We start from the raw sequence: 25,914 nt of genomic DNA, 5'->3' as shown, positions 1-25,914 counted from the left end.
GGGATATGGATCAAAGTATTAAGTCCTGAACTCATCTTAACCGTATTACTCGAACTGTTCATATAAATTCTTTCATGAACAGTTCTTTAGATTGCATTGAATTTAGTGAAACAATCGCTTATTCTAAAATCAAGAAAACGCTTTACAAAAAATATTGATTGGAGAAACCTACATGACACTTACATTTCCAGAAAATTTCCTATGGGGCGCATCTATTTCTGCCCACCAAACAGAAGGAGCATATCAGGCTGACGGTAAAGGCTTAAGCGTACAAGATACTCGCCAAAGAGATAACCATGAAATTGCAGATTTTACTATTGCTGTGGATCATTATCACCACTATAAAGAGGACATTCGTTTATTAGCTGAGATGGGAATCAAGATCTTCCGCTTTTCCATTGCTTGGACTAGAATTTTCCCAAAAGGACGGGGCGAAGTTAATCAACTAGGAGTACAACATTATAGCGATGTGATCGATGAATTATTAAAATATAACATTCAGCCATATATCACGTTAAATCATTTTGATTTACCCCAAGCCTTAGAAGACGAAGGTGGTTGGAGTAATCGCAGTACCGTAGAGGCCTTCAAAGTTTATGCTGAAACACTGTTTGAAGCTTATGGTGACCGAGTGAAACACTGGCTAACGATCAACGAGCCAAACATCATGTTGCTAGTCGATAAAAAGATTCTAGGGAAAGAAATTCCGCTACAAGAAAAATACCAACAATTCCATCATTTAATGATTGCTGAAAAATATGCATTCAAACGATGCCATGAATTGATCGAAGGCGGACAAATTGGTCCCGTACCAAACATTTCCCTAGTCTATCCAGCAACGAGTAAACCGATGGATAACCAAGCATCACTTTATTTTAATAGCGTTCGGAACTGGGCTTATCTTGATTTCTCTTGCTTTGGTCGTTACAACGCTGTGTTTAAAGACTATTTAAACCGTAACGATATCACAATTGAATTCGCTGCTGAAGATCAAGATTTGATGGAACATCACTTTCCAGATTTTGTGGCAATGAATTTCTACACCACTGTCACTGTAGAAAAACCAACCGAAAAAGATGATATGGCCAATGGTATCAGTGATCAGCAAAGTGAAGACATTATGGAATGGGGCTTCTATAAAGGCTTTACCAATCCCTATTTGCAGAAAAATGAATTCAATTGGACGATCGATCCTGATGGGTTAAAAACTACTTTGCAAACTCTTTATGACCGCTATCATTTACCAATCATCATTACCGAAAATGGTTTAGGAGCCAAAGATGAATTAACAGCAGATGGTAAAATTCACGATTCTTACCGTGTCAACTATCTAGAGCAACATATTGCCCAATGTTTACAAGCTATTGAGGCAGGTGTTGACTTGATTGGGTATAGCCCATGGTCGGCAATCGACTTAATCAGTGTTCATGAAGGTATCAGCAAGCGTTATGGATTTATTTATGTATATCGTACAGAGCAAGATGAAAAAGAACTCACTCGTTATAAAAAAGATAGTTTTTATTGGTACAAATCCTTGATCAAAACCAATCAACTGCCCTCATAAAGAAAGGAGAAAAAAATGAATAAAGTATTTACTTTTTTAGAAACAAAATTGATGCCGCCTTTGAATAAAGTTGCGAATTTACGCTTTATTCGAGCGATTATGCAAGCTGGGATCATTACGGTGCCTTTTACAATTGTTGGCTCGATTTTTCTGATCATCAATAATTTGCCGCAAATCATTCCGCCACTAGCTCCGTTTTTTGAGAATACGATTTTGAAATTTGCGCCAATTTATAGTGTGGCTACCACGATGTCGATTGGGTCGATCGCCATTTTTTACTGTTTAGCGACGGCTTATTATTTAACCGATATCTACCGGAAAGAAGAAAGTGATGGGCTGAGTAGTTTTGTTGGAGCGATATTGGGGTTATTTGCTTTTTTGATGACTATTGTGCAAACAGATATCGTCGATGGCGGTGCCCAGCTGATTCAAGCGGAAAGTGAAACATCGATTGTTTATAATGGAATTGCACTTGGTGGTTGGGTCACTCGCTTTAGTGGCGTTGGGATTTTTATTGGGATCATTACAGCTGTGATTGCTACTCAAATTTATCGTTGGTGTGTGAAAAAAAATATTACGATCCGAATGCCTGAAGGGGTTCCTGATGGTGTAAGTAAAGCTTTTGCTTCATTGATTCCTGCCATCTTTATTGCATTTGTGATGTTATTTATCAATACAATTTTAGCGGTGTTCCATACCGATTTACATGGATTATTGTCAAAACCATTTGAGTTCGTTAAAGATCTAACAGGTTCTTGGTTGGGAATCATTGTGATCATGCTATTGATCCATCTGCTATGGGCTGTTGGGGTTCATGGAACAGCCGTGATCAAGAATAGTTTTATCAATCCGATTTTATTAGTGGCTTTAACAGAAAATATTGATGGCGGATCAAATATTTTCGCTGGCGACTTTGTCAATATGTATATCTTTATTGGGGGTGCAGGCAGTACGTTGGGGTTGGTTTTGCTGATGATTTTTGCGGCAAAATCTGATCAGCTAAAAGTTCTGGGTAAAGCAGCTGTATTACCTGGTTTGTTTAATATCAACGAGCCTGTGATTTTCGGAGCACCGATCGTTTATAATCCTTATTTGATCATTCCGTTTATTATAACGCCTTTGATCAATGTGACGATTGCCTATTTTGCTTCTTCTCTTGGGTTAGTGAATAAGGTGATTACTGGGATTCCTTGGATTTCGCCTGTGGGAATTGGGGCGTTTCTTGGAACTGGTGGCGATTTTAGAGCTGTATTGATTGCCCTGATTAATTTAGCTGTTTCGATTATTTGTTACTATCCATTTTTCAAGATGTATGATGGAAAATTGTACGGTGAACAGATGGCCGCATTGGAGAAGGATTAATAGAAAAAAGCTAGTGGATCTGTCAAGAGATCCACTAGCTTTTTTTCTGTACGTTCAAATTGTTCCAGTAAGATGGACAATAATCGAATTTACTTTCTAAAAAAACATAAGTCTATTCCGTCGTTTTTACTTCACATGCTATAATTTTGTCGCCAACTTGCCCCAAAAGGGGGTGAGGGTTGTTGGATAAATTGGTATCATTAGTTATTGCGCCTATTTTTGTAGGTTTAGTGATTCAACTAATTTCTCATAGGTTAGATGAAAAAGACAATGACTAAAACAAGTTGCCTATCTAACCCACACATTTGAAATCATAACAAATGTAAAGAAAAACCACTCTACCAAGAATAGAATGATTTTTGTGTATCGTTGGAAAAACTGGTATCGTTTTGTAACATAATTAGAGCAAAAATCATCGTAAAAATCAATCTGATTGGGTATACGATTTATTTATAAGCAGGGCTATCATATGTCATATCTTATTTTACTAGCTTTCACCATAAATCCGTGAAACCGTGTACTTATTGATTACAGGTACCAACAAATTCATTACTAAAATCGCGACCCCGATTCCCCCAGGTAAATCCATACTGATCCGCAAAATTGCTGCTAGTACACCGCAGCCAAGCGCAAATATATACTTCCCTTTATCCGTCAACGGTGAAGTCGTATAATCCGTCACCATAAAGACCGCCGCAAAAATCAACGCTCCACTTAACAAATGAGCACTCGTAAAGGCAAAATTAAATGAACTATATAATAAAATTGCCCCATAAAATGAAGCCATTGTAATAACTGGTACCAACGGATTGATAATCTTTCGCGCAATCAAATAACTCGCTGATAAAAGCAAAGCGAACTTGCACGTCTCACCAATTGGGCCACCTAACCCAAACCCCATAAACAAATCAACTAAATCAGGCGTTGTCGGTGAAATCTCTCTCGCAAAATTCCCTAAATCAACTAATGGTGTCGCAGTTGCCACAACATCCGGTTGCGGTGTAACCCAATTCGTGATCCATGGTGAAAAGAATAATTTCAACAACACTCGGGCTGCTACAGCTGGATTCAACCAGTTCCGACCAATTCCACCTGTCAATTGTTTTACTACAATGATCGCAATAAAATCGCCAATAAGTAACGTCCATAAAGGTGCGGTAACAGGTAATGTCAACGCTAATAGCCAACCTGTGATCACGGCACTATAATCATTGATCGTTCCTTTCTTCCAAACGACTTTTTGAAAAATAAACTCAAGTCCGACACACGCAACGATGCTCGCCAACACCATGATGAGCGACCACCAACCAAAAAAGTAAGTTGCGGCAATAGTTGGAAATACCAAAGCAATCATCACTTGTTGCATGATCCACTGAGATGTCCATTTTTCTCTAATATGAGGCCCCATAAATGGCCCTGTACTTGTATATTCTGTGTTTATCATCAGCGACTCCCCAATACTTTCTGCTTTGCTGCTCGAATATCACCTAAAATATCGATTTTTGACGGACAAATATAAGAACAGGCGCCACAATCGATACAATTCAACACACCTAATCGTTTCGTTTCCTCGATATCTCCTGCTCGATAAGCGTTACTGATCGAAATAGGCTGTAAATTAACGGGGCAAGCGTTGATACATTCTGAACAGCGAATACAATTTTGTTCTTCTGGTATTTTCGCTTCTTCTCGAGTCAATCCAAGGATCAAAGAAGTTGTTTTGATTACTGGTTCGTCTAGACTTTGGATTACTTTCCCCATCATTGGACCACCATTGATCATTTTCATCGGGCTTTCAATAAAACCGCCACACGCTTCAATTACGTGCTCGATTGGCGTACCAATTCTGATACGTAGATTTTGAGGGTGCTTGATTGGGGTACCAGAAACAGTTACTACGCGATCGATTAATGGGCGATTTTCTTTCAATGCATGTAACGTTGCTAACACCGTAGAAACATTCATGATCCCTGCATTTAAATCAATCGGTAATTTCCCAACTGGCAGTTCTCTTCCCAAGACAGCTTTGATCACAATCTTTTCCCCTCCTTGAGGATAATGATTCGGTAAAATGGCTAACTTGATGTGCTTATCATCGATTTTTTCTTTTAGTTTTTGAATCGCCTCTTCTGATGAACGTTCGATTGCAACCACACATTGCTTGATGGAACAGCTTGTTTGAATGAGACGGATTCCTTCGATAAACTCATTAAGTTCTTCAATAATGATTCGTCGATCAGCCGTGACAAAAGGTTCGCACTCCGCTGCATTTATGATCAATGTTTCTATTTGTTGGTGTTCTTTTAAAAGAAATTTTACATCGGTCGGAAAACCAGCTCCACCCATACCGACGATTCCGTTATTTTTGATTATTTCTACTATGTTTTCGCTAATTAAACGAGGTACTTCATATGTATCTTGAAAATCATTTTTGATGATCACAACGGATACTTCACTATTTCCAATGGTTCTTTCTTCGATTTTTTCAACGGTTCCAGAAACTGAACTATGTATATTGGCTGAAATCAAACCGTCTTTTTCTCCAATCAGTGTCCCGATTTTCACTTTTTGCCCAATGGATACAACGATTTTTGCCGGTTTACCGATGTGCATATTCATTGGTAAAATGATTTGTTTAGGTGCTTGTAAAACTTTGATTGTTTCCAGCTTGGTTGACCATTTATTTTTTGGAACCATCACACCACCAAGTTTTCTTTTGATGTTCAAAATCATTTACTTACCTTCCCTCTACTCTAAATTTTCCGTCTATCTGTATATAAAAAAGTAATAGACTAGTGCAATTGCTACAACGACTAATTGGAGCGTTAAACCCCAAATCTCATATTTTTCTCTTTTCATTTTTTCTCCTGACTTTTTTCTAATAAGTTCAGTTTATCAAGTGGCTTTCCTTTTGAATCACTATTTTTTTCCACTAATTGTCTAAAGTTGAACTTGCTATTTCTCAGACAAATCAATGATTCTCTTTCTCTTAACAAATAAACAGAGTAAACCGTTTTCTTAGTCAATTCATTGCATATTGGTTTGATCCAACTACTCTCAAATCCAATCTTCTCCTGTTATCTGCCTATTTTGATAAGTAATAAATGAAAAAAACACTATTTTGATAGACAAAATAATGTTTTTTATTTAATACTATTTACGTTTCGTTTCAAACAATGGACTAACTGGTTTATTTTCATGGATACGTTTGATGGCATCACCAATTAATTCGCCAACACTGATTTCATCGATTTTGTCGATTTTACGATCATCAGAAAGATAGATAGAATCTGTCACAACTAAGCGTTTGATAGCAGAGTCTTCAATACGTTGTAATGCTGGTCCTGATAAAACTGGGTGTGTACATGACGCATATACTTCTTTTGCTCCAGCTTCTTGTAACGCATTAGCTGCTAATGAAATCGTTCCAGCCGTGTCGATCATATCATCAATCAAGACACAGATCTTTCCTTCTACATGTCCAATAATATTCATAACTTCCGCAACATTCGCTTTTGGACGGCGTTTGTCGATGATTGCGATTGGTGATTTCAAGTATTCCGCAAGTTTACGGGCACGTGTCACACCACCATGGTCAGGAGATACAACGACAACGTCATCGCCTTGAATGCCATGTTCCATAAAGTAATCTGCGATTAATGGAGCGCCCATCAAGTGATCGACTGGAATATCGAAGAATCCTTGAATTTGAACGGCATGTAAATCCAATGTCAACATTCTAGTTGCTCCTGCTTTTTCAAGCATATTTGCTACAAGTTTCGCTGTGATCGGTTCACGAGCGCGCGCTTTACGATCTTGACGTGCATAACCATAATAAGGCATCACAACGTTGATTGTTTTTGCACTCGCACGTTTTAAGGCATCGATCATAATCAATAATTCCATCAAATTATCATTGACTGGACTGCTTGTTGATTGGATGATATAGACGTGAGAACCACGAATACTTTCTTCAATATTTACTTGAATTTCACCATCACTGAATTGAGTGACAGAAGATTTTCCTAATTCGACACCGACAGCTGCAGCGATTTTTTCTGCTAATGGACGATTCGAGTTAAGAGAAAAGATTTTCAATCTAGGATCAAAATAATGTTTTGACATGAGGACCTCCACTTTCTTGTACTGAACAATAGTTTCCTTATAAATAGTAGTCACTTTTTCAAAATAAATCAAGTGATTTTGGGGCATTCCTCCAAAATAATACAATTTTCTAATAAAAATGCACAACTCTGGACACGAAAAAAATGAGTAACATTAAAATATAGTGATTTTGCCATTTTCTTTTAAAAAAATAGCGTATTTTCTAATGACAAGGTTAAAAATATATATTACTATTTAGGAGGTTGATAAAAATGAAAGCGTATTATCATCCTTTTATAAACCGCTAAGGAACTAAAAGTACGTATTATCTAGCTTCATGAGCTGCGGTCTCGTGGAAAAGATAAAAACTGACTGAACAAAACACACTTCAATCAGTTTCCATTATTTTCCACCGATACTAAACAGCTCATTCAGCTTATAATTTGAGGAGGAATTTTGTGAAAAAGTCTGTTTTGAAAAAAGTACAACTTGGGTTACAAGTATTGATGGTTTCCACCTTATTAGCAAGCACTAGCGCCACAACTGCATTCGCAATCGAGCAACAAACCTCAGAAACAACACAACCAGAATCTACTGTTTCAAGTACAACACCGGATGAACAAGAGACCACTACTCCAACCAATAAAGAAGGAACAGCACAGAGACTTACCATTTTAGGTACCTCAGATGTCCACGGCCAGCTATGGAACTGGTCATATGAAGATGATAAGCAAACACCTGTTGGATTGTCTCAGGTCAGCTCTGTCGTGAATAACATTCGTGCAGAAAATCCTAACGGCACGATTCTGATCGATAATGGCGATATGAACCAAGGAACGATTTTAACGGATGACCTTTACAATAAAACGCCTTTAATAGCGAAACCAAATCCAATGATCAAAGCAATGAACTATATGAAATATGATGCCATGGTTTTGGGGAACCATGAATTCAATTTTGGCTTGGATTTAATCACAAAACTTAATACTGAAGCCGCATTTCCAATCTTATCTGCAAACACCTATGTCAAAGCCTCGGGCAACCGCTTTGTTGGCGGAACCACGAAAAAAGCCGTTGATCTAGATGGTGATGGTACCACAGACTTAACCGTTGGTATCATAGGTTTAACCACACCGCAAATTCCTTTGTGGGATGGTGCGAAAGTTGACAGCCTTTACTTTAATCCTTTGAAAGAAGAAGCAGAAAAAGCCGTCGCTGAGCTAAAAAACGATACGGATATCATTGTTGCTTCGATCCATGCTGGACGTGAAAACTCTGATCCGGCTGCAAGTGCCGATCAAGTCATCACGAATGTCTCTGGTATCGATGCGTATATTTTAGGCCATGATCACCGTTCTTTCGCAGAAAAAATCCAAGGACCAAATGGCCCTGTTCCTGTCGCTGGACCTAAAGATACCGGAACCGAAATGATCAAGATCGACCTTGATCTCGAAAAAACTGGAGACAAATGGCACGTCAAAAACAGTGTTCCCGCCATCATAAGTACTAAAACTGTCCCAGCAGATGAAACATTAAAAGCAGAAACGAAAGAATACCATGATAAAACGAGAGAATTTATCTCAGAAAAAATTGGAACAGCGACTGGCGACTTTTTACCGCCTGAAGAAATAAAAGGAATTCCAGAAGCGCAACTGCGTCCGACTGCCATGATTTCTCTGATCAACAATGTTCAACGAAAAGCAACTGGTTCACAGCTTGCTGCCTCTGCTCTCTTTAAAGCAGATAGTAAATTAAACGCAGGAGATATCTCATACTCAAACATCTTTGATATTTATAAATATCCTAATACATTAGTCAGTGTCAATATCACTGGGGAAAATCTTTTAACATACATGGAAAATCAAGCGGATTATTACAATACGCCTAGTCCAGATGATTTAACTATTAGTTTTAACGAAAAAATCCGTGTATACAACTATGATGTTTTTTCTGGAATTTCTTATAAAATCGATATCTCTAAACCACATGGACAGCGTATAATCAATCCAACGATCGACGAAAAACCAGTTGACCCGGCTGCAAATTATAGCATTGCTATGAACAATTATCGTTATGAAGGATTATTAACACAAGGTCTCGTGACGGAAGAACCCATCAAATCCACTGATCCAGAAACACTTCGTGGTTTGATCGCTGATTATATACGTGAAAAACAAACTCTTGATCCCGTAGTTGAAATTGAAAATAACTGGGAAGTGATTGGCTATCATTTCAATAAAAACTGGCGTGATCTAGCTGTTAAACTAGTGAATGATGGTACCTTACAAACACAACCTGCTGCCGATGGTCGGACGCCTAACGTCAAACCAATCACAAAACAAGATATTCTCAATGCTGGCTTCTCACCTGAATCAATCACGATCATGCATACAAACGATGTTCACGGACGTTTAGAAGGTAACGGCAAGGATGTTTTAGGCATGGCTCGATTAAAAACGTACAAAGATTTAGTACAACCTGACCTTTTGATTGATGCAGGAGATGTTTTCCAAGGTTTGCCGATCTCCAATTTCTCTAAAGGAATGGATATGGCAGCTGTCATGAATGAAGTGGGCTACGATGCGATGGCTGTTGGTAACCATGAATTTGACTTTGGATTTGATACGGCCATGGAATATAAGAACAAACTGAACTTTCCAATCTTATCCAACAACACATTTAAAGATGGAAAACTGGTCTTTGAACCTTACACAATCGTTGAAAAAACTGGGAAGAAATACGCAATTATTGGGGTAACGACACCAGAAACAGCAACGAAAACTCACCCAAACAATGTAAAAGGTGTGACGTTTGCCGATCCAATCGCTGAAACGAAAAAAGCAATCAACACAATCAAAGATTCTGGCGAAGCGGTTACTGCTTATGTTGTAACAGGTCATTTAGGCATCGACGAAACCACACCACATGAATGGCGTGGCGATACATTGGCTGAAACATTAAGTAAAGAATATCCTGATTTGAATATCACTGTTTTAGATGGCCATTCACATACAGCTGTAGATGGCGGCAAACAGTTTGGAAACGTCATGTATACCCAAACAGGGAATTACTTGAACAATGTCGGTTTAGTAGATGTTGACTTAACAGACCTTAGCAAAAAAACAGCTTCCTTAACACCAGCAGAATCTTTAGCTAGCTTAGAGGAAAATCCTGCAGTCAAAGCATTAGTTGATCAAGCTAAAGCTAATTTTGAAGAGTGGGGCTCAGAGGTTGTAATTGAAAACAATCCTTATCAATTCAATGGAGAACGCGATAATGTACGAACTAGAGAAACCAATTTAGGGAATTTGATTGGAGATGCCATGTGGACTTATGGACAACACGGCTTTAAAAGCCAAACCGATTTCGCTGTTACAAATGGTGGCGGTATCCGAGCAAATATTGAACCTGGCAAAGTAACGTTAGGTGATGTTATTGCCGTCATGCCGTTTGGAAATAGTATCTCTCAAATCAGTGTTACAGGTAGCCAAGTCAAAGATATGTTTGAATTATCCCTTCGCTCTATGGCTCAAAAAGACAAAAATGGTAAGATCATATTAGATGACTTTAATCAGCCTAAACTTGGTGCAAATGGCGGTTTCCTTCATGTTTCCAGCACGATTCGTGTACACTATGATTCAACTAAAAAAGGTTCTTTACTGCCAGCAGACGAAGGCAACGGGACAGATAAAACCATTGTTGGAGAACGAGTATTGCAAATTGAAGTTCAAGACCGCACGACCGGAAAATTCGCGCCAATCGATGAAAAAGCAACCTATCATATGGCGACAAACGACTTCTTGGCAGCTGGCGGCGATGGCTATGATATGCTAGGCGGCGAGCGTGAAGAAGGCCCTTCTTTAGACACAGTCTTGATCAATCATCTAAAACAAGGTGCAAACCTTCGTTTATATGATGCTGCTACAAATATTGACTTATCACAATACAAAGAAGCCTTTCCAGGTGAACGGATCGTCTCCATTTCAGAAGCTGAGTTCAATAAGAAAAACAAACCCGAACCTGTACCAAATCCTGATCCAAAAGATCCAGATAAAACAAAACCGAATGAGCTAAAACCAGCAAAACCTAGTGATAAAACAGTGAATTACCCGAAAATGGGTGAAAAAATTGTTACCTATGGTGGTTTAGGTATCCTTATCATTGGTCTTTCTGGTTATAGTTTCTATGAATATAATCGTAAACGGAAAATAGGATAACTAAAAAAGATGGCTGCCAAACAAGTGCAGTCATCTTTTTTCTTATTTCTCGTTATTCATATAAGGCATGTTTTTCCCATAGCCTTCTTTATTCACTTGTCTTGCACGAGCAATCGCTAAGTCAAACTCGGCTACATCATCTGTAATGGTTGAACCTGCTGCGATAACTGAATTCGCTGCAACATTCACAGGTGCGATCAAATTTGTCGCTGATCCAATAAACGCATGATCGCCAATGCTCGTCCGATGTTTGTCTTTACCATCGTAGTTCACAAAAACTACACCACAGCCAACATTGATATTTTTACCTAAATCAGCATCCCCAACATAAGTCAGATGTCCGACTTTAGTATCTTCTGCCACCGTTGCATTTTTGATTTCCACAAAGTTACCAACGTGAACACGTTCGCCGATTTCAGCTTTTGGACGAATATGAGCAAATGGGCCTACGTCTGCATCTTTGCGAATAATACTTTCCTCGACAATTGATTGGGTGATTTTCACATTATCTTCAATTACACTATCAACGATTTCAGAATGTGCACCGATGAAACAATCATCCCCAATCACTGTTTTCCCTTTTAAATGTACCCCTGCTTCAATTACTGTATCTGAACCAATCACGACACCTTCATCGATATAAGTTGAATCAGGATCGATAAAGGATACACCATTTCTCATATGCATCGTATTTAAACGACGGTGCATGATTTTATTCGCTTCAGCTAAAGCTACACGATCATTGATTCCCATCGCTTCTTCAAAGTCAGCCATTTGATAGGCCGCGACAGTTTTGCCTTCTTTTTTAAGGATCTCAATAATATCTGTTAAATAATATTCGCCTTGGGCATTGTTGGTATTGATTTTAGATAAAGCATTGAATAACGCCTCGTTATCAAAACAAAATGTCCCAGTATTGATTTCTTGAACACGAGCTTCTTGTTCAGATGCATCTTTTTGCTCCACGATTTTTTCAACGATGCCTACATGATCACGAATGATACGACCATATCCCGTTGGATCTTCCGCATGCGCTGTTAAAATCGTCGCACTGGCGTTTTTACCTTGATGGTAATCAAAAAGGTTCGCTAATGTTTCAGAAGTCAAAAGCGGTGTATCTCCTGTAATAACCAGCGTTGTTCCTTTTTTGCCTGCTAAATGCGATTCTGCTTGCAACACAGCATGTCCTGTTCCTAATTGTTCTGCTTGTAAAGCATATTGGCTACGCTCGCCTAAATGGCTTTTGATTGCTTCTGCACCATGACCTACGATCGTGACAACTTCACTTGGATTCGTTTTTTCGACTTGATCCATGATGTGCTCTACCATTGGTTTTCCAGCGACAGGATGCAATACTTTATAAAGTGTTGATTTCATACGTGTTCCTTTACCGGCAGCGAGGATAATGACATATCTGTTTTCCAATTGCTTCACTCCTAAGAATTGTTTTATTTTCAATCGTTTATTTTCAATTTATGCACCATGTTTTAGTTTAGCTTACTCTTTATGGTTTTTCAACTGAACCAATTGCTTTTTTGCTATACCAATTTATAATTTTGAGGATTTGCGTTATAATATATATGCTTATATGTTATCTAGCTACACGAGCTAACCACTTCGCTCCGCTTCGATCTCAACAATTCCTAAGAGCTAAAGCTCTAAGGATTGAAGGTCTCGGAAAAAAAATGGATTGTGACAAAAAACATCACATTCAATGTTTCCTATTTTTCTGTCAAGGTTGAACGAGCTCGTTTCGCTTTTATTTTGGGGGTGATAATATGATACTTAAACAAACACACGTATCTCATTCAAAAGCCCATTCAGGTTTGACATAATAAAGTGCTTTGGTTGTTGAAGGATTGCCTTTACGCAAAGTACTTTATCACTTGAATGATAGAGAGGAAATCCATTATGAATAAACAAATACAACCATATCAATTTAATTTTATTAGAAAACAAGCCAATATTTTGCTACAAGCTCATTTATCTGTAAATGATAAAAATACAATCAAAACACTGCAAGCGATCGTTCTTGAGAAAATCAATGAACAGTTTGGTGCAGATAAAGATCAGTTACAGCCTTTATTAGAAGGATTTTTAGAAGCTGCGACTTCTAAGCCTAGACTGGAACACTATTTGGAAGAGTTAAAAGAAGCGGTGATTCCGTTTGATCCGCCTTCAAAACAACAACTAACAAAGCTTTTTAAAAAGACGAAGAAATTAAAAATCCCCGAGTGGGAAATGATGGATTTGCGTGATTATACCTTTTACAGCTGGAATGACAGTGGGAAACAGCAGAAATTTATTATCGCTTCAATCGACGGACAGCTCGTCGGTGTTTCCGGAACAATTGCTCCTACGACTCAGAAGGGCATCTGCCCGATTTGCCATGAAACGTCAGAAGTTGCGATGTTTCTGTCTAAAGTGAAAGAATCTGGTGATGGGATGTACACAAAGCGTGGGAATTATATTTGCTATGATAGTGAGAAATGTAACCATAATATCGAGCGCAGAGAAGAGTTAGAAGCGTTTGTTCAGAATGTGAAATTTACGAAGTAAAACATTACCTAGAGGAAATCGCCTCTAGGTTTTTATTTTTTTGATCTCCTACTTTTTCGAATTATTTTACTAGTTGGCATTATTAGATTGACTGGCTATTTCTCTTTAAACTAAAATGATTTACTCTATCAAAAAGATCTAAAAAAAACTGAGCTAACAAAGGAGGAATACTATAGTGAGCAGTCTAGTTGTATATCCAGCAATTTTTAATCAAGAAGGAAATAACTATAACGTTACATTTCCTGACCTCCCAGAAGTAATTACATTTGGTAACGGTATCGAGCATGCCGTAGAAATGGCTCAAGAAGCGTTAGGTTTGGCAATCTATAATAAAACAGAATTGCCTACCACATCTGATCCAAGAAAAATAAAATTAGACAATAAAACTGATTTCGTTTTAATGGTTACTTTGGATCTAGATGAATATAGAAGGAAATTCCATTCAAAATCTGTAAGAAAAAATACATCAATTCCAGAATGGATCAATGACTTAGCCGAAAAAGAAAATATAAATTTTTCTCAGACTTTGACAGAAGCACTTAAAAATAAGTTGAATGTCTGAAAATTTCTGCAGGCTGTTTAAAGTTATTGTGGGAATAAATTCTTGTTGATACAATATTTCTACCTGAAGCGAGCACAACCAAGCTTCAATTGGTTTGATTATGCTCATTTTATTTTCACACTAAAAAGTATTATTTTTTTTCAAATCAGCCTAGTCTTCTCTCGTAAGAAAAGTAATCACATTGTATTCACTTTGTTTTTACTATATAATAAAAGAAATGATACGGAGGGATCTAACATGAAAACAAGACGACAAGGAAATGCAATTGTGTTAACAATACCCGCTAAATTTGGTATTGAAGAAAATATTGATTATGTCGCCGTCAAAGGTGAAGACGAGAGTATAACGTTCATTAAAAAACAGTCTAACTTATTCAAAGAAGCTTTCGAGAACAATCAAGAGATAGAAGTTGGAGAAGGGTTCCCTGAAGATTCTGCTGGAAGGGAATTAATGTAATGGTTTTTAGTGTTCACGGATATACCCCAAAACGCGGAGATATCGTGGTAATCTACTTTGACCCTAGCGTTGGGCGTGAAATTCAAAAGAAACGGCCAGGCATTGTTATTAGCAGTGATGAATATAATGCCGTAACTGGAATGATTGCAGTTTGTCCAATAACGTCTACGAAAAACACAAAAAATCATTTTATTTCTTTGGATACCAATCATCAAATAACTGGACACATCAATCCTCTTCAAGTTAAAACATTTGATTTTACTGCTCCAGAAAGAAATGTTCGGTTCATAGAAAAAGCGACGTTGAAAGAAATTGGTGAAACGGCACAGATTGTCAGCATGATCTTTGATTTTTCAAATTTGATGACAGAATAAAAAACTTAGTTGGATATAGTTCATCTCAAATATAAAAAAGTACTGACAACATTCATTCCTTAACTTTGTTAGCGTATAAAAAAATCGTGTTATAATGACAATGAAAAGAGAGATATGCGCTAACATACCTCTCTGGTGTAGATAGTACCAGTAAAAAGCTGGCGGCTATAGATTAAACGGTAAAAGTAAACCATTTTAACCTGCTAAAGTTAAAGAAATGGTTTATTTTTTTTGATTAAATTTCAATATGGCAACTTCTAACATTGCAAAACTAATCGCAAGTGTTAATGCTTCATATCCTGACAACTCTATTCCTTTCCAGAGACACAGCCATTAATCATCAGGCATCACCATTTTCCAAGAGATTTAGCCAATCATCTTTTCACTTCTCTGCATTAATTATTATATCATAATAGCAAGTATTTATAATACTTAATCGTGATTTTCGATGGCAAAATGAACCATTATTGGGCGATAATTCAGACAGTCATTAATACAAGTAAAATGTTCAAAATTCCACTACTTTTGTCAAACTTGTCCATTTTTTTAGCCAAAATTTGACTGTTTAAATTGTTCAAAAAAATTCTATTGACTATTCTAACTGCTTTAAGTTAGAATAAATTTACAACATAAAATAAAAAAAGGCGCCCTGCCAGAAGACGGTAATCTTCCAAACAGAGCCCTGTATTATCAGCGTAAACTAATAATACAAGTTGCCTCGTCAATAATATCTTACTGACTATCTTTATTCTACTAAAAGTAAAAATGGATTTCCATTCTTTTTTGCTTACTCAATAATAATAGTGAATGGTTATTTAACGAACGCTTCATGGTATTAGTAGCTGACTAATATCATTTTTTTGTGTTTAACATCAGGTAATTATAACATATTTGCTAAAACAAAATATCTGATTGAGCATAATTCATATACAATAGTAATATCAAAGCGTTCCAAAATAGCTACTAAGCACAAGGTTAATGGCAACGATAGTAACAAAAATGATTGCTATAGAAGATTGTTTCATAGTAAATAAGCAGCATGCTACAATTCCAAAGAGCAAACATTTTAATATCACGAGCCATAATCCCTCAAGGCGATAGTTTGAAGATGGTGCGCACCAAATACTCCAAATAATAATCATCAATATTGGTGCTAGTAAAACAACTGTAACACGAATAATTTTACTAGACTGAAGAGTGAACCCCCAATATCCTAAAATAAATATAGCAGCTACTTCTATTAGAAAAGCAATTGCTATATTAGTATATTTAATTAAATACATTACGTTCTCCTTTTTTGATTATGTATTTCATCATTAGAAACTACAAGAACAATATTATACAGCTAAGCACAAAAGCCACAAGACTAAATGGTGTCATTATTTTACGTTCTTTCTTACTTTTCGTTAATAACCCATTAGAAAAAATGGTGAAGAAAAGGAATACAGTCGTTAAGATAATTAAGCTTCTGTCAAATCGATTAAATACCTGGATATAAATTAATTGACTATAGTTAAGATAACTAATACCGACAATCGTCCAGATAACCAAAAATATAAAGCTGATAATTCTCATTTTGAATGGTAGCACAATATTTTTTCCACCTAGTACATATTCACCAAAAGGAAAACCAAATATTAATAGTAGATGAAGCAAAGCATTGAGAAAAAAACTGATTGCAATTATTATACTAAGTACTTCTGTCATCGTATTCTCCTTCATTATTAACTAGTTTGAGTATATAATATTAAGATGGATAGCACAATTACGCACAAAAAAGTAAGTACCCAGTGGAGGTTGAGATTTGAAATCAGAAAAAGAAAATAGATGCACTGTTGAAGATTATGGTTTTAAAAATATAGAAAAATTATTAACCATGATAGGTGGTAAATGGAAAATACAAATTATTTATCACTTGAGCGGAAATCCTAACATTAGATATGGACAGCTGAAAAGAAAAATGCCTGAGGTTAGCCATAAGACATTATCAGCCCAACTTAAACACCTAGAGAAGGACAGGCTAATTTCAAGAATAGAATACAATGAAAATGTGCCTAGAGTAGAATATTTACTTACAGGTCTCGGAAGAAGTCTTCTGCCTGTTTATGAAGTATTTGGAAATTGGTGTGAGGAAAATAGAGATGTTTTTGAAATAATACGAAAATAAAAAGATAGCCTTCTTATCCCGGGAGGCTATCTTTCTTGTAAAAGCTCATTTTCACCAAGTTTAAATTTTTATTATTAAAAGTTGTTTTATGGAAGTTGCTTATTAGAGCGAAAAACAAAATAAAAAGGCACTCTGCAAAAGGACGGACATCCTCATACAGAGCCTCATATTATCAGCGTAAACTAATAATATAAGTTGCCCTAGTCAATATTTTCATATCGACTCTTTCATTTTACTCAATTTTTGTAAGAAATACTAGTACTTTTTACAGATTTGAGTGGGTTGAAGCAGTTGGTGGTTATTTATTGCACTTTTGCACGGTATTAGTTTAGTCGCTAATGCCGTATTTTTTCGCTCTTTTTATAACTAGCAAGTACTTTGTTCTCCTTTATAAATACGTTTTTTGCGTATTTACATTCTACCAATTGTGCTTGCTAGTTGATGGGTTTAGAGTCGAATCCTACCAGCTAGTTGTCATTCATTCAAACAGGCAGCCCAGTCAATGCGTGCAAAAACCGAGCAATATGTCTCTACATTTTCATTCATTTGAATGGCAACTATCGTATTCGATTTTGAATTCATCATTATTAACAATGATCCATATGGCGGATATAGGGTCGTTGTGTAAAAAATCCGCAGGCCTGCAGAACCTGCAGATTTCAAATAGCTGTTTATCGTTCAGAAACTTCCAACCATTTTTCTACTATCACATGATAAACAGCTGTTTGTTTTTTCTTGTTCATAAAATAAATAACGTTTTAGTCTCTGTGATATATAAGCACTAAAAATGTTACTTTAATCATCGCTTCAAGTTTCTGATTTCTCCTCCTATACTCTTAATAAATTTTGTTATTCTTCAATTTTCTTCTGAAGTAATATCCACATACTAGAAGAACAAGTGCAAAGCCAATGAGCCTTATTGCATTCTTCTGAGCTTCTCCTGTTTTAGGATAAGTACTACGTTCTTTTTTAGTTTGATCTGTTATTCCATAGCTTTTAACTGAAGAGTTTATCTCACCTTGAACAGCTGACGGATTCCCTGATGATGTTCCCGTTTGTTGTAATTGCTCCGAGCTGTTGCTTCCATCAGATTGCTTAGTACTACCCGATGTCTCTGTCGACGACTTATCTGGTTGAGTATTTTCTGTAGAATCTGTTGGTTCTTCTGGTTTTGGAAATGATATAACTGCTTTGACGATCTCGCTCTCATTCCCAGCATCATCGTAGCTTTGAGCCCAGATTTCGGTTGCTTTTGCTTGCTCAAATGGCACTGTATACGATTGATAACTGACACCTTTATCCAGACTATAACGAAGATGGGTATAACGATTTTGTTCTTCTGTCAATTCTTTGTCATACGTAATTGTAACTTGTACAGGAAGTGTCGCGTTCTGACTCCGTGTTTTAGCATTAATGGTTATAATCGGTTTCGCCGCAATACTACTTTGAATATTATTTACTTCATAAGTTGTTATGTCGGACTTGTTGCCATACTGGTCTACTGCATAAAAGTATACTTTTTGATTTGTTACAACAGCTATTTCATCTGTATAACGCTCATAACGTTCAGTATCAAAACTATAATAGATTGTGGTCTTCGGTTCGGCAGTAGCTTTTAGTTTAACGGATTGATTTGTTACAGTTTGATTATTTGCCGTGACAATGGGTACTTTTGGTGCTTGATTGCTATAAAAGACTGAAACAGCTTTACTTGTTGTATTTCCAATACTATCTGTTAATCCAACTTGTAGGTGATTCTCTCCCTCTGTTACAGGGACTTCATAATCAAATGCAGCTGCTGGTTTACCCTCAAAAAATTTCTCATCAAACGTATTGTAATTGACATCCGAATAAATGTTTTCATTGTTTACAAAGAGTTTGTACCCTGAAAAATTATCTGAAATTGAGCCTTTTAAATGAAACGGATTTTCATTCGTATAGACTGAATAGTTCCCTTTTTCATCTATTGTCAAGTTATCCATCTGCAAGGTTGGCAAAACTGTATCAACGACCACATAGTATCCTTCATTGACAAAAGGATTTCCATTATTTTTTTGGTCTGATTGGACATAAAAGGCTAGACTTTGCTTTCCTTGTTTTAGCTTGATAGGGAAACTAAAGGTCAATGTATCGGGATCATAAGAAACCTCTTGTTTGTTGATTGTAAAATGATCGACCTTTTCACGCAAACGACCTTTGATTGTATAAGTTTCTGCCGCTGAATCATAATCAGGGTTGCCCACACCAACGATAGTGATATTACTTATATTAATATTTTCTAATACAAGAATCTCTCTTTGCTGGTAGCTTGAGGTTGTAATAATTCGTTCTTCTACGGTTTGATTCCCATACTCATCTGTCGCATAAATCGAAATTAAATTTTGACCATGAACCAATTCTATATCTGTTTTAAAGTGACCATCTGCTTGAATTAGAGATGTCAAATCAACTTTTTGACTGCTACTTGTTTGCTCTATTTCTAGTTTTTTCGTTGTTTTACCTGTTGTTCCATTCAAGGTATATATCGATTGATTCGTTATACTATTTTCTTCTATGGGATCCGTAATGGATAACTCAGGCAATTTGCTATATACAGTGATTGGAACTTCTTTAATAATAGTTTGACCCTCACTATCCGTAGAAAAGACAATCGTTTTAGTGTCATTTGTCACAGGAACAACTACTTCAAATAACTGTTCATTTTTTGTCGCTTTAACTCCGTTAACGAATAATTCCTGAGGATATGAACCATTGATCAACAAGGTTTGATTCGTGATTGAAAAATTAGCGGTATTGCTTGTAATCACTTGATCTTCAAATAGATTGAAAAGGACTAACCCAGCCTTTGTCCCTTGTTGTATCAACTGATTTCGATAAGCATAATTTCCTGCATAATCCGTAATCAGCAGTTCGACTTGATTCTGACCTTCGCTCGGTTGCTGAGATGCGACTAGCGGAATCGAAATAGGTCCTGATGTTTGATTGCTAAGATCATACGTTTCGATTCTTCCGTTAACAGAAACAGTGACTGCTCTTAAATCTACACCACTTAATTCATCAGTCAGATTTACATTTAATTTTGGTGTTGGATTAGCATTATCGAAGGCTATTTGCTCAATCGTTGGTTCGACAGTATCGACTTTTATTGGCAGATACATTTCTTGAGGTTTCGCATCAGCAATATCGGCCTTAGCGACTACTTTCATTTGATATTGTCCATCTGGTACGACTTCATTTTTTCCAGTTTTCAAATTAAATGTGGTGCCATCCCAATTAGCACTTGTAATCGTATGAGACGTAAAACGCCCCATGCTAGAATTAAATGTGTCTTTACGAATTCCTTTTTCCTCAGCCAAACGTCGAATTACTTTTTTATCGGCATCTACAATTTCATACGTAACACTTTTAGCATTTCGTAAAAAGTTTAAGGTTGGTTTTGCTTCATCTTTACGACCATCTTTATTAGGAGAAATAGCAACTAAATCAGGATTAATCGTATTATTTTTCAAACCTAAGAAAGTATTGTTCTTATCTGTAAAAAAACCAAATCCTTGAATTGACGCTGCATCATAGATTGGTGCATCAATCACAGATGCTAAACTATAATCCCCATAAAATCCAACAAATGGCATGGTTAAATCTGGTTGAGTATCACTTGTAAATCCGATGTAGCCTTCTACAAATTGTTGTTTCGACAACGAATTGGGTAAGCTTAATTTGAGCTGAATCGTTTGTGTTTGACCTGGTTGTATCGTTACTTTATTCTGACTCGCTAGCATTTTCGCATCTTTTATTTTGGTTTCATAGACCTCAGCAGTACTGGTTTGTGCTTCTGTATAAACACCGCCAAAGTCCGTAAATTGGTATGTGGCTTCTTTATTTCCATTATTTTTCAGTTTAACAGAAATCGTGGTTTCCTGACCAACTTGTTTTAGTGCCAGTGCACCATCACCATCAACTGCATCAGTCAAGGACGTCGTATTTTCGATTGCTTTGTCCACTTTTATTTGCCCAGCACCTTGGCGACGTGGTGAAATAATCACTTCATTATGATTTTTATCCAACATTGGTAATGCAGTATTCATCACAGATAATTTTGCAAAACGGGTTAAGTCTGTTCCAGACAGCGAGGTTTTTCCATTTTTCAAGGCCTGATAAATAAGTGCTTGGGAACCAGCAACAAATGGAGCAGACATTGACGTTCCACTCATCGTTTTATATTGATTGTTATTAACTGTCGAGTAAATATTCCCTCCAGGAGCTGATATTTCTGGCTTAAATTCCAAATTGGGTGTTAATCCCCATGAAGAAAAATCAGACATTTTACCTGTTTTGGGATTTGCAAATTGAAACTCACCGCTATCAAAACTAAATCGTTGATTCTTATTATCTTTCGCTAGTTTAACAAGTGCTTCCCCATCTTCTTTTGTTAAACTTAAAGTTAAATAGTTAAGATCCTCGATTTGCATTCCCATAGGAGGACTATTTGAAACGTTGTTATAAATAAATGCAGCAATTGCTCCATGTTCCTTGGCTTTACGTTGTTTTTCTGAAAAATTGATTGCCCCACGTTGAATTAATGCTATTTTTCCTTGAACATCTTTCGATTGATAGTCACTTTCTGCTCCGATTCCAACATCGATTAAGTCGGTTGTTTGTTTTAGTAGGTCTGTACTTTCAGTTGTTGGATTAGAAAAGACGATTGCACCAGAAGGTGATGTTGAGGTCTCCATGTGATAGGGCTGCTTCGTCCCGTTTGTATCAACTAGTTGAACCAGCAAGCCACCACTTGTAATATACGTATTTTCTGCAGAAGCAACAGTTAAAGCTTCTTTCGTAACACCTGGTGAACCAAGTGTTCCTGTGTCTATTGTTCCTAATTTATTTTGTGGATCAACATTCGTATTGTCCGTAGTACTAATACTACTATTCCCTGCCGAAATCACAGACAACACACCTGCTTCAGCAGCCTGTCGTATGACTAATTGTTCTGGAGAATCTGGGTCCACGGCACCTGAAACAGAACCTAAACTCATGTTTAAGACATCAGCTCCTAGTTTTACTGAATCCTCAATCGCCGCAATTACATCATCGTCTAAGGCTGTTGCAACCCTCGTATTATTTGGAAAGACTTTCATTGCAAGTATTTGTGCTTCTGGTGCAACACCTAATACTGCTTTAGCAGGATCCTCTCCAATACCATTTGCGGCAACAATCCCTGCAACGTGCATCCCATGCATGCCCGTTCCAGGATTTGTATCAATAATATCCTCATTATTATCGGCATAATTGTGACCATAAGGAACTTTTCTAGTAAAGGCTTGTCCATACCCCAATTTTTTTGCGCTTTGTCCTCCTACTTGTAGGGAAATTTTTTCTTTAGTTTCTTCGGATAAACGTAAGTCTTTATGTGTAGGATCAACACCTGAGTCAATGATAGAGATAACCATTCCTTCCCCTTTTAATTTGTAGTTTTCCCATACTTGCTGAACGTTTGCCAGCTGATTTGAATCGATTGAGGTTGGATGATAGACCTTTGCAGCCGAAACAGAGGCAACTCCATGAATAGATTTTATCGTATCAACATCTTTATATTTCGCATCAATTGAAAAACCATTGATCAAGTAACCAAAAGCTCGATCACTTTTATTCCCCGTTAAAGCTTCGATTTTCTTTTTTACTGTCGATTGATTTTCAATAACATCCTCTGTCGCTTGTTCAATTGATTGAACGGACGCTTTGCTTCCTGTGGGATCAGGTAGTTCTTCAACTGCCGCAGCTTTTTCAAGTTGCACAATTAACCGAATTTCTTGATTTCCGTCAAAAGTATTTTCTTCAAATCCAGTTGTGTCAAATCCTCTACTTGTTAATTGGGCTTTGACATTCTCTTCAAACGCTTTTTTACTTAGATCATTTACAGTCGCTTCACTTTTTTTATGAGCCTCTATTAACTTATCATAACCAATATTTTGCTGTGCGGGTGTATCTTTATCAGCAAAAGCAATTGTTCCATAGATATTCAGCCCGATAGATAATAATAAAATAGTTAGTAAAAACAGGCTACTACTTTTCCTTTTTCTAACATAACCAAACTTCATCATTCCTAACCCCTCCTTTTTCATCATTTTCAAATAATAATACAATTCAATTCTAATTCAAATGTCATTTATTTTCAACTTTATAAAGACTTTTTTTATAAAAACTTGAAGCTTCATTTTATTCAGCAGTTTTTAGGAGAAATAAAAAAGACATTCGTAACGAACTATTATTGCTTACAACGTAAAATCAATATTTTCATGTAACTAGACAAAATTGATGATTGAATTATGATTGAAATGATAAATCTATTATGCACATCTTATCTTATTATCAAATTAAATATGGGCCTTCATCATAAGTTTGCTTATTTAAACTAAGCTAATCTACATCTAACTTAACTAGACTAATTAGATATATGGTAACTTAAGTGCATAGTCTTTGACAAAATAGAAACAAAGCTGTTATTTTAAATGTATAGTTGAATTCATACAATAACTGACAGGAGGTTCACTTTGAGTAAATTAAAAAAAACATTTATTACGTTTTTACTTTTGCTACTTATGTATTTATCTTTTTCAGCCGTCGTTTCTTATCAAACATATATATCTATACCATTTTACTTTTTAAGTCTGGATGACTACCCATTAGTTGGTACTTGGTTACCTATAATTGCATTCTATCTTGCAGTAGCTACTTTGATTATCTTTTTCGTTTTAGTATTAATTACATTATTTTATCCAAAAAGAATGAGTCAATTTTCATTTACAAAATCAGATGGTCATTTAAAAATCAGTCAAAAAGCGGTAGAAGGATTCGTCTCTGAGTCATTGACAGCAGAGAAATTGATGAAAAATCCAAATGTGAAAGCAACAATGAGTCAAAAAAAGATAAAGATAAAAGTTAAAGGTGATTTTCAAATAGTTTCAGATTTATATGGTAAAACTGACGAATGGAGTAAAAAGTTAGAAAATCAACTACATGATTTGATTGGAACAGGCGTAAAAATTTCAATCAAAATTAAATTTGAAAAGCCTCGAGCAGAAAATGTTCAACGTGTAAAATAGGAGGAAATATATGAATGAGGTATGGGAAACACATAAAGGACCTATAATCGGTGCACTAGCAGGTTTATTGATTGCACTATTAATGTTGACTTTAGGTTTCTTTAAAACCGTTCTAATTATCGTGTTTGTTATTCTTGGCGGTTTTGTGGGATGGTATGCTACTGCGCATGGATGGATAGATATCTTTCTTTCTAATAAAAGAAAGTAAAACTATAAATAATTAACTAAAAGAAGGGATTTGAAGATATGGATAACAAAAATCTACCAAAAAAAGAAGAAGCAAGTGTAAATGGTATTAAGGGTGAACTTACTTATGATGATAAAGTAATCCAAAAAATAATCGGGATTGCGTTAGAATCAGTCGATGGATTATTGACAGTGGAAGGCGGTTTTTTCTCAAACGTTGCTAACAAGCTTGTTAATAGAGAAGACGTCACTACTGGGATCGATGTTGAAGTAGGGAAAAAACAAGTGGCAGTTGATTTAGATGTTGTAACTGAATACGGTAGAGATATCGCAGCGTTGTATGAAAAAATTAAAGAGGTTATTTCTAGAGAAGTTGAAAAAATGACTTCTCTTAAAGTAGTAGAAGTGAATGTAACTGTAACAGACGTAAAATCAAAAGAACAATATGAAGAAGATTCAACAACTGTTCAAGATCGATTAAGTGATGCGACAGAATCAATAAGCAATTTCACAAGTGAACAAACAGAAAAAGCAAAAAAAATGGCAAATAACGGTGTAGCAAAAGCAAAAGATGCAACAGAAGCAAGGGTTCAATAAGTTTGCAAAACTTAAATAATACTACTAATCAGTAAAAAAAGGCAGAGCCTTTGATAAATTTCTAAAACCCGTATAATGCATAAAATGCATTGTACGGGTTTTAGTTTAATTACTTAATTCCAAAGCAGAAGCTATCTATTATCTAATTCATTTAAAACTCAAGAAATTTATATTTATTAATACAACATTAGTTAATTTCTGATTTTAAAATTCAATTTACCACTGAAAAAAGGGGAACTACGATACTTTTAATACGATTCAAATATCCATTACACTAAATAACTCGTAGCCATTTCTTTATAAATATCCACCATTTCCAAATAATTATCCACATCCACATACTCATCTACTTGGTGAGGCGTTTCATTACCTGGTCCAAAGATAATTACTGGGAAAGCTTGTTTGCCTTTGGTAAATTCAGCAGCATCTGTTGTACCAGAAACACCGACCATTGGAATATCCACGTTCACTCGTTTTTTCGCTACTTGTTGGGCGATTTTTGCGATATCAGAATCTTTTTCGCTTTTCACAGAAATTTTATTTGCTTCGATACTTAACGTTAAATGGTAGGTGTCTTTTTGGTTTAATTCATCGATCAGTTCGTTCATTTTTTTGATTACAACATCATTATCATAGCCAGGAATCGTTCTGATATTTCCTTGT

At 36.2% G+C, this 25,914-nt stretch carries 21 protein-coding genes; 12 read left to right on the top strand and 9 right to left on the bottom strand.

Features of this window, described 5'->3' with window-relative positions; all coding sequences use genetic code 11:
* Positions 1 to 172: 172 nt before the first annotated feature.
* The 3 genes from A5819_RS06965 (at position 173) to A5819_RS18925 (ending at position 3,204) form a co-directional block, all read left to right on the top strand.
* Positions 173 to 1,564 (top strand): glycoside hydrolase family 1 protein, encoded by a 1,392-nt coding sequence (locus tag A5819_RS06965; RefSeq protein ID WP_086277878.1) that lies wholly within the window; start codon positions 173 to 175, stop codon positions 1,562 to 1,564.
* Between the two features lie 15 nt (positions 1,565 to 1,579).
* A complete protein-coding gene (gene celB / locus A5819_RS06960; protein ID WP_086277876.1) occupies positions 1,580 to 2,926 on the top strand; it encodes a PTS cellobiose transporter subunit IIC in 1,347 nt (448 codons plus the stop codon).
* A gap of 179 nt (positions 2,927 to 3,105) precedes the next feature.
* Positions 3,106 to 3,204: a type I toxin-antitoxin system Fst family toxin gene (locus A5819_RS18925; protein ID WP_369596903.1), complete on the top strand. Its 99-nt coding sequence runs from the start codon at positions 3,106 to 3,108 to the stop codon at positions 3,202 to 3,204.
* Positions 3,205 to 3,413: 209 nt separating this feature from the next.
* On the opposite strand, the gene A5819_RS06955 is transcribed toward A5819_RS18925, so the two are convergent.
* From A5819_RS06955 to A5819_RS06945, 3 genes are all read right to left on the bottom strand, one after another.
* Positions 3,414 to 4,370, bottom strand: a complete 957-nt coding sequence (locus A5819_RS06955; protein WP_254907233.1) for an RnfABCDGE type electron transport complex subunit D — start codon at positions 4,368 to 4,370, stop codon at positions 3,414 to 3,416.
* Positions 4,370 to 5,659: an electron transport complex subunit RsxC gene (gene rsxC, locus A5819_RS06950; protein WP_086277872.1), complete on the bottom strand. Its 1,290-nt coding sequence runs from the start codon at positions 5,657 to 5,659 to the stop codon at positions 4,370 to 4,372. The genes A5819_RS06955 and rsxC overlap by 1 nt, the downstream gene beginning before the upstream one ends.
* A gap of 420 nt (positions 5,660 to 6,079) precedes the next feature.
* The gene (locus A5819_RS06945) at positions 6,080 to 7,051 is read right to left on the bottom strand and encodes a ribose-phosphate diphosphokinase (protein ID WP_086277870.1); all 972 of its coding nucleotides are present in this window, start codon (positions 7,049 to 7,051) and stop codon (positions 6,080 to 6,082) included.
* Between the two features lie 437 nt (positions 7,052 to 7,488).
* Here A5819_RS06945 and A5819_RS06940 point away from each other — a divergent pair, with 437 nt between their 5' ends.
* Positions 7,489 to 11,247, top strand: coding sequence for a 5'-nucleotidase C-terminal domain-containing protein (locus tag A5819_RS06940; RefSeq protein ID WP_086277869.1), 3,759 nt, complete (start codon positions 7,489 to 7,491; stop codon positions 11,245 to 11,247).
* A gap of 42 nt (positions 11,248 to 11,289) precedes the next feature.
* Here A5819_RS06940 and glmU read toward each other — a convergent pair whose 3' ends face one another.
* The gene (gene glmU, locus A5819_RS06935) at positions 11,290 to 12,672 is read right to left on the bottom strand and encodes a bifunctional UDP-N-acetylglucosamine diphosphorylase/glucosamine-1-phosphate N-acetyltransferase GlmU (RefSeq protein ID WP_086277867.1); all 1,383 of its coding nucleotides are present in this window, start codon (positions 12,670 to 12,672) and stop codon (positions 11,290 to 11,292) included.
* Between the two features lie 486 nt (positions 12,673 to 13,158).
* On the opposite strand from glmU, the gene A5819_RS06930 reads away from it, so the two are divergent.
* From A5819_RS06930 to A5819_RS06915, 4 genes are all read left to right on the top strand, one after another.
* Entirely contained in the window at positions 13,159 to 13,806 is a 648-nt protein-coding gene (locus tag A5819_RS06930) for a FusB/FusC family EF-G-binding protein (protein WP_086277865.1), read from the top strand.
* 175 nt (positions 13,807 to 13,981) lie between these two features.
* Positions 13,982 to 14,368, top strand: a complete 387-nt coding sequence (locus A5819_RS06925; RefSeq protein ID WP_086277863.1) for a type II toxin-antitoxin system HicB family antitoxin — start codon at positions 13,982 to 13,984, stop codon at positions 14,366 to 14,368.
* A 237-nt stretch (positions 14,369 to 14,605) separates the two neighbouring features.
* Positions 14,606 to 14,824 carry a type II toxin-antitoxin system PemI/MazE family antitoxin gene (locus tag A5819_RS06920; protein ID WP_086277862.1) on the top strand — a complete coding sequence of 73 codons (219 nt, stop codon included), beginning with the start codon at positions 14,606 to 14,608 and terminating at the stop codon, positions 14,822 to 14,824.
* Positions 14,824 to 15,198, top strand: coding sequence for a type II toxin-antitoxin system PemK/MazF family toxin (locus A5819_RS06915; RefSeq protein WP_086277860.1), 375 nt, complete (start codon positions 14,824 to 14,826; stop codon positions 15,196 to 15,198). Before A5819_RS06920 ends, A5819_RS06915 begins: the two co-directional genes overlap by 1 nt.
* 222 nt (positions 15,199 to 15,420) lie before the next feature.
* On the opposite strand, the gene A5819_RS20070 is transcribed toward A5819_RS06915, so the two are convergent.
* The 3 genes from A5819_RS20070 to A5819_RS06905 all read right to left on the bottom strand — a co-directional run bounded on the left by A5819_RS20070 (position 15,421) and on the right by A5819_RS06905 (position 16,905).
* Positions 15,421 to 15,504 (bottom strand): putative holin-like toxin, encoded by an 84-nt coding sequence (locus tag A5819_RS20070; protein ID WP_369596910.1) that lies wholly within the window; start codon positions 15,502 to 15,504, stop codon positions 15,421 to 15,423.
* A 635-nt stretch (positions 15,505 to 16,139) separates the two neighbouring features.
* Positions 16,140 to 16,481 carry a YrdB family protein gene (locus A5819_RS06910; RefSeq protein ID WP_086277858.1) on the bottom strand — a complete coding sequence of 114 codons (342 nt, stop codon included), beginning with the start codon at positions 16,479 to 16,481 and terminating at the stop codon, positions 16,140 to 16,142.
* 40 nt (positions 16,482 to 16,521) lie between these two features.
* Positions 16,522 to 16,905 carry a hypothetical protein gene (locus A5819_RS06905; RefSeq protein WP_086277856.1) on the bottom strand — a complete coding sequence of 128 codons (384 nt, stop codon included), beginning with the start codon at positions 16,903 to 16,905 and terminating at the stop codon, positions 16,522 to 16,524.
* Between the two features lie 97 nt (positions 16,906 to 17,002).
* On the opposite strand from A5819_RS06905, the gene A5819_RS06900 reads away from it, so the two are divergent.
* The gene (locus tag A5819_RS06900) at positions 17,003 to 17,365 is read left to right on the top strand and encodes a helix-turn-helix domain-containing protein (protein WP_086277854.1); all 363 of its coding nucleotides are present in this window, start codon (positions 17,003 to 17,005) and stop codon (positions 17,363 to 17,365) included.
* An 836-nt stretch (positions 17,366 to 18,201) separates the two neighbouring features.
* Here the strand turns inward: A5819_RS06900 and A5819_RS19990 are convergent.
* Positions 18,202 to 23,466, bottom strand: a complete 5,265-nt coding sequence (locus A5819_RS19990) for a S8 family serine peptidase (protein ID WP_176271379.1) — start codon at positions 23,464 to 23,466, stop codon at positions 18,202 to 18,204.
* 450 nt (positions 23,467 to 23,916) lie between these two features.
* Between A5819_RS19990 and amaP the strand changes: the two genes are divergently transcribed.
* The 3 genes from amaP to A5819_RS06880 are packed head-to-tail and all read left to right on the top strand — an operon-like array spanning position 23,917 to position 25,251.
* Positions 23,917 to 24,468: an alkaline shock response membrane anchor protein AmaP gene (amaP, locus tag A5819_RS06890; RefSeq protein ID WP_086282447.1), complete on the top strand. Its 552-nt coding sequence runs from the start codon at positions 23,917 to 23,919 to the stop codon at positions 24,466 to 24,468.
* Positions 24,469 to 24,478: 10 nt separating this feature from the next.
* Positions 24,479 to 24,676 (top strand): DUF2273 domain-containing protein, encoded by a 198-nt coding sequence (locus A5819_RS06885; RefSeq protein WP_086282445.1) that lies wholly within the window; start codon positions 24,479 to 24,481, stop codon positions 24,674 to 24,676.
* Between the two features lie 38 nt (positions 24,677 to 24,714).
* On the top strand, positions 24,715 to 25,251 hold the full coding sequence (locus tag A5819_RS06880; protein ID WP_086282443.1) for an Asp23/Gls24 family envelope stress response protein: 537 nt from the start codon (positions 24,715 to 24,717) through the stop codon (positions 25,249 to 25,251).
* A 269-nt stretch (positions 25,252 to 25,520) separates the two neighbouring features.
* Here A5819_RS06880 and A5819_RS06875 read toward each other — a convergent pair.
* On the bottom strand, positions 25,521 to 25,914 hold a 394-nt coding region (locus tag A5819_RS06875; protein WP_139843553.1), incomplete at its 5' end, for a M20/M25/M40 family metallo-hydrolase.

This window comes from Enterococcus sp. 7E2_DIV0204 (genome assembly GCF_002140855.1).
Taxonomy (GTDB): Bacteria; Bacillota; Bacilli; order Lactobacillales; family Enterococcaceae; genus Enterococcus_L; species Enterococcus_L lemimoniae.
Note: the sequence above shows the minus strand (reverse complement) of the source record. Positions and strands in the feature narration are given on the sequence as shown.

Bases quoted from the DNA above. Each gene is read 5' to 3' on its own strand.
- A5819_RS06965 (WP_086277878.1), top strand. From the start codon at position 173: ATGACACTTACATTTCCAGAAAATTTCCTATGGGGCGCATCTATTTCT.
- celB (WP_086277876.1), top strand. From the start codon at position 1,580: ATGAATAAAGTATTTACTTTTTTAGAAACAAAATTGATGCCGCCTTTG.
- A5819_RS06955 (WP_254907233.1), bottom strand. From the start codon at position 4,370: ATGATAAACACAGAATATACAAGTACAGGGCCATTTATGGGGCCTCAT.
- rsxC (WP_086277872.1), bottom strand. From the start codon at position 5,659: ATGATTTTGAACATCAAAAGAAAACTTGGTGGTGTGATGGTTCCAAAA.
- A5819_RS06945 (WP_086277870.1), bottom strand. From the start codon at position 7,051: ATGTCAAAACATTATTTTGATCCTAGATTGAAAATCTTTTCTCTTAAC.
- A5819_RS06930 (WP_086277865.1), top strand. From the start codon at position 13,159: ATGAATAAACAAATACAACCATATCAATTTAATTTTATTAGAAAACAA.
- A5819_RS06920 (WP_086277862.1), top strand. From the start codon at position 14,606: ATGAAAACAAGACGACAAGGAAATGCAATTGTGTTAACAATACCCGCT.
- A5819_RS06915 (WP_086277860.1), top strand. From the start codon at position 14,824: ATGGTTTTTAGTGTTCACGGATATACCCCAAAACGCGGAGATATCGTG.
- A5819_RS06910 (WP_086277858.1), bottom strand. From the start codon at position 16,481: ATGTATTTAATTAAATATACTAATATAGCAATTGCTTTTCTAATAGAA.
- A5819_RS06905 (WP_086277856.1), bottom strand. From the start codon at position 16,905: ATGACAGAAGTACTTAGTATAATAATTGCAATCAGTTTTTTTCTCAAT.
- A5819_RS19990 (WP_176271379.1), bottom strand. From the start codon at position 23,466: ATGATGAAGTTTGGTTATGTTAGAAAAAGGAAAAGTAGTAGCCTGTTT.
- A5819_RS06885 (WP_086282445.1), top strand. From the start codon at position 24,479: ATGAATGAGGTATGGGAAACACATAAAGGACCTATAATCGGTGCACTA.
- A5819_RS06880 (WP_086282443.1), top strand. From the start codon at position 24,715: ATGGATAACAAAAATCTACCAAAAAAAGAAGAAGCAAGTGTAAATGGT.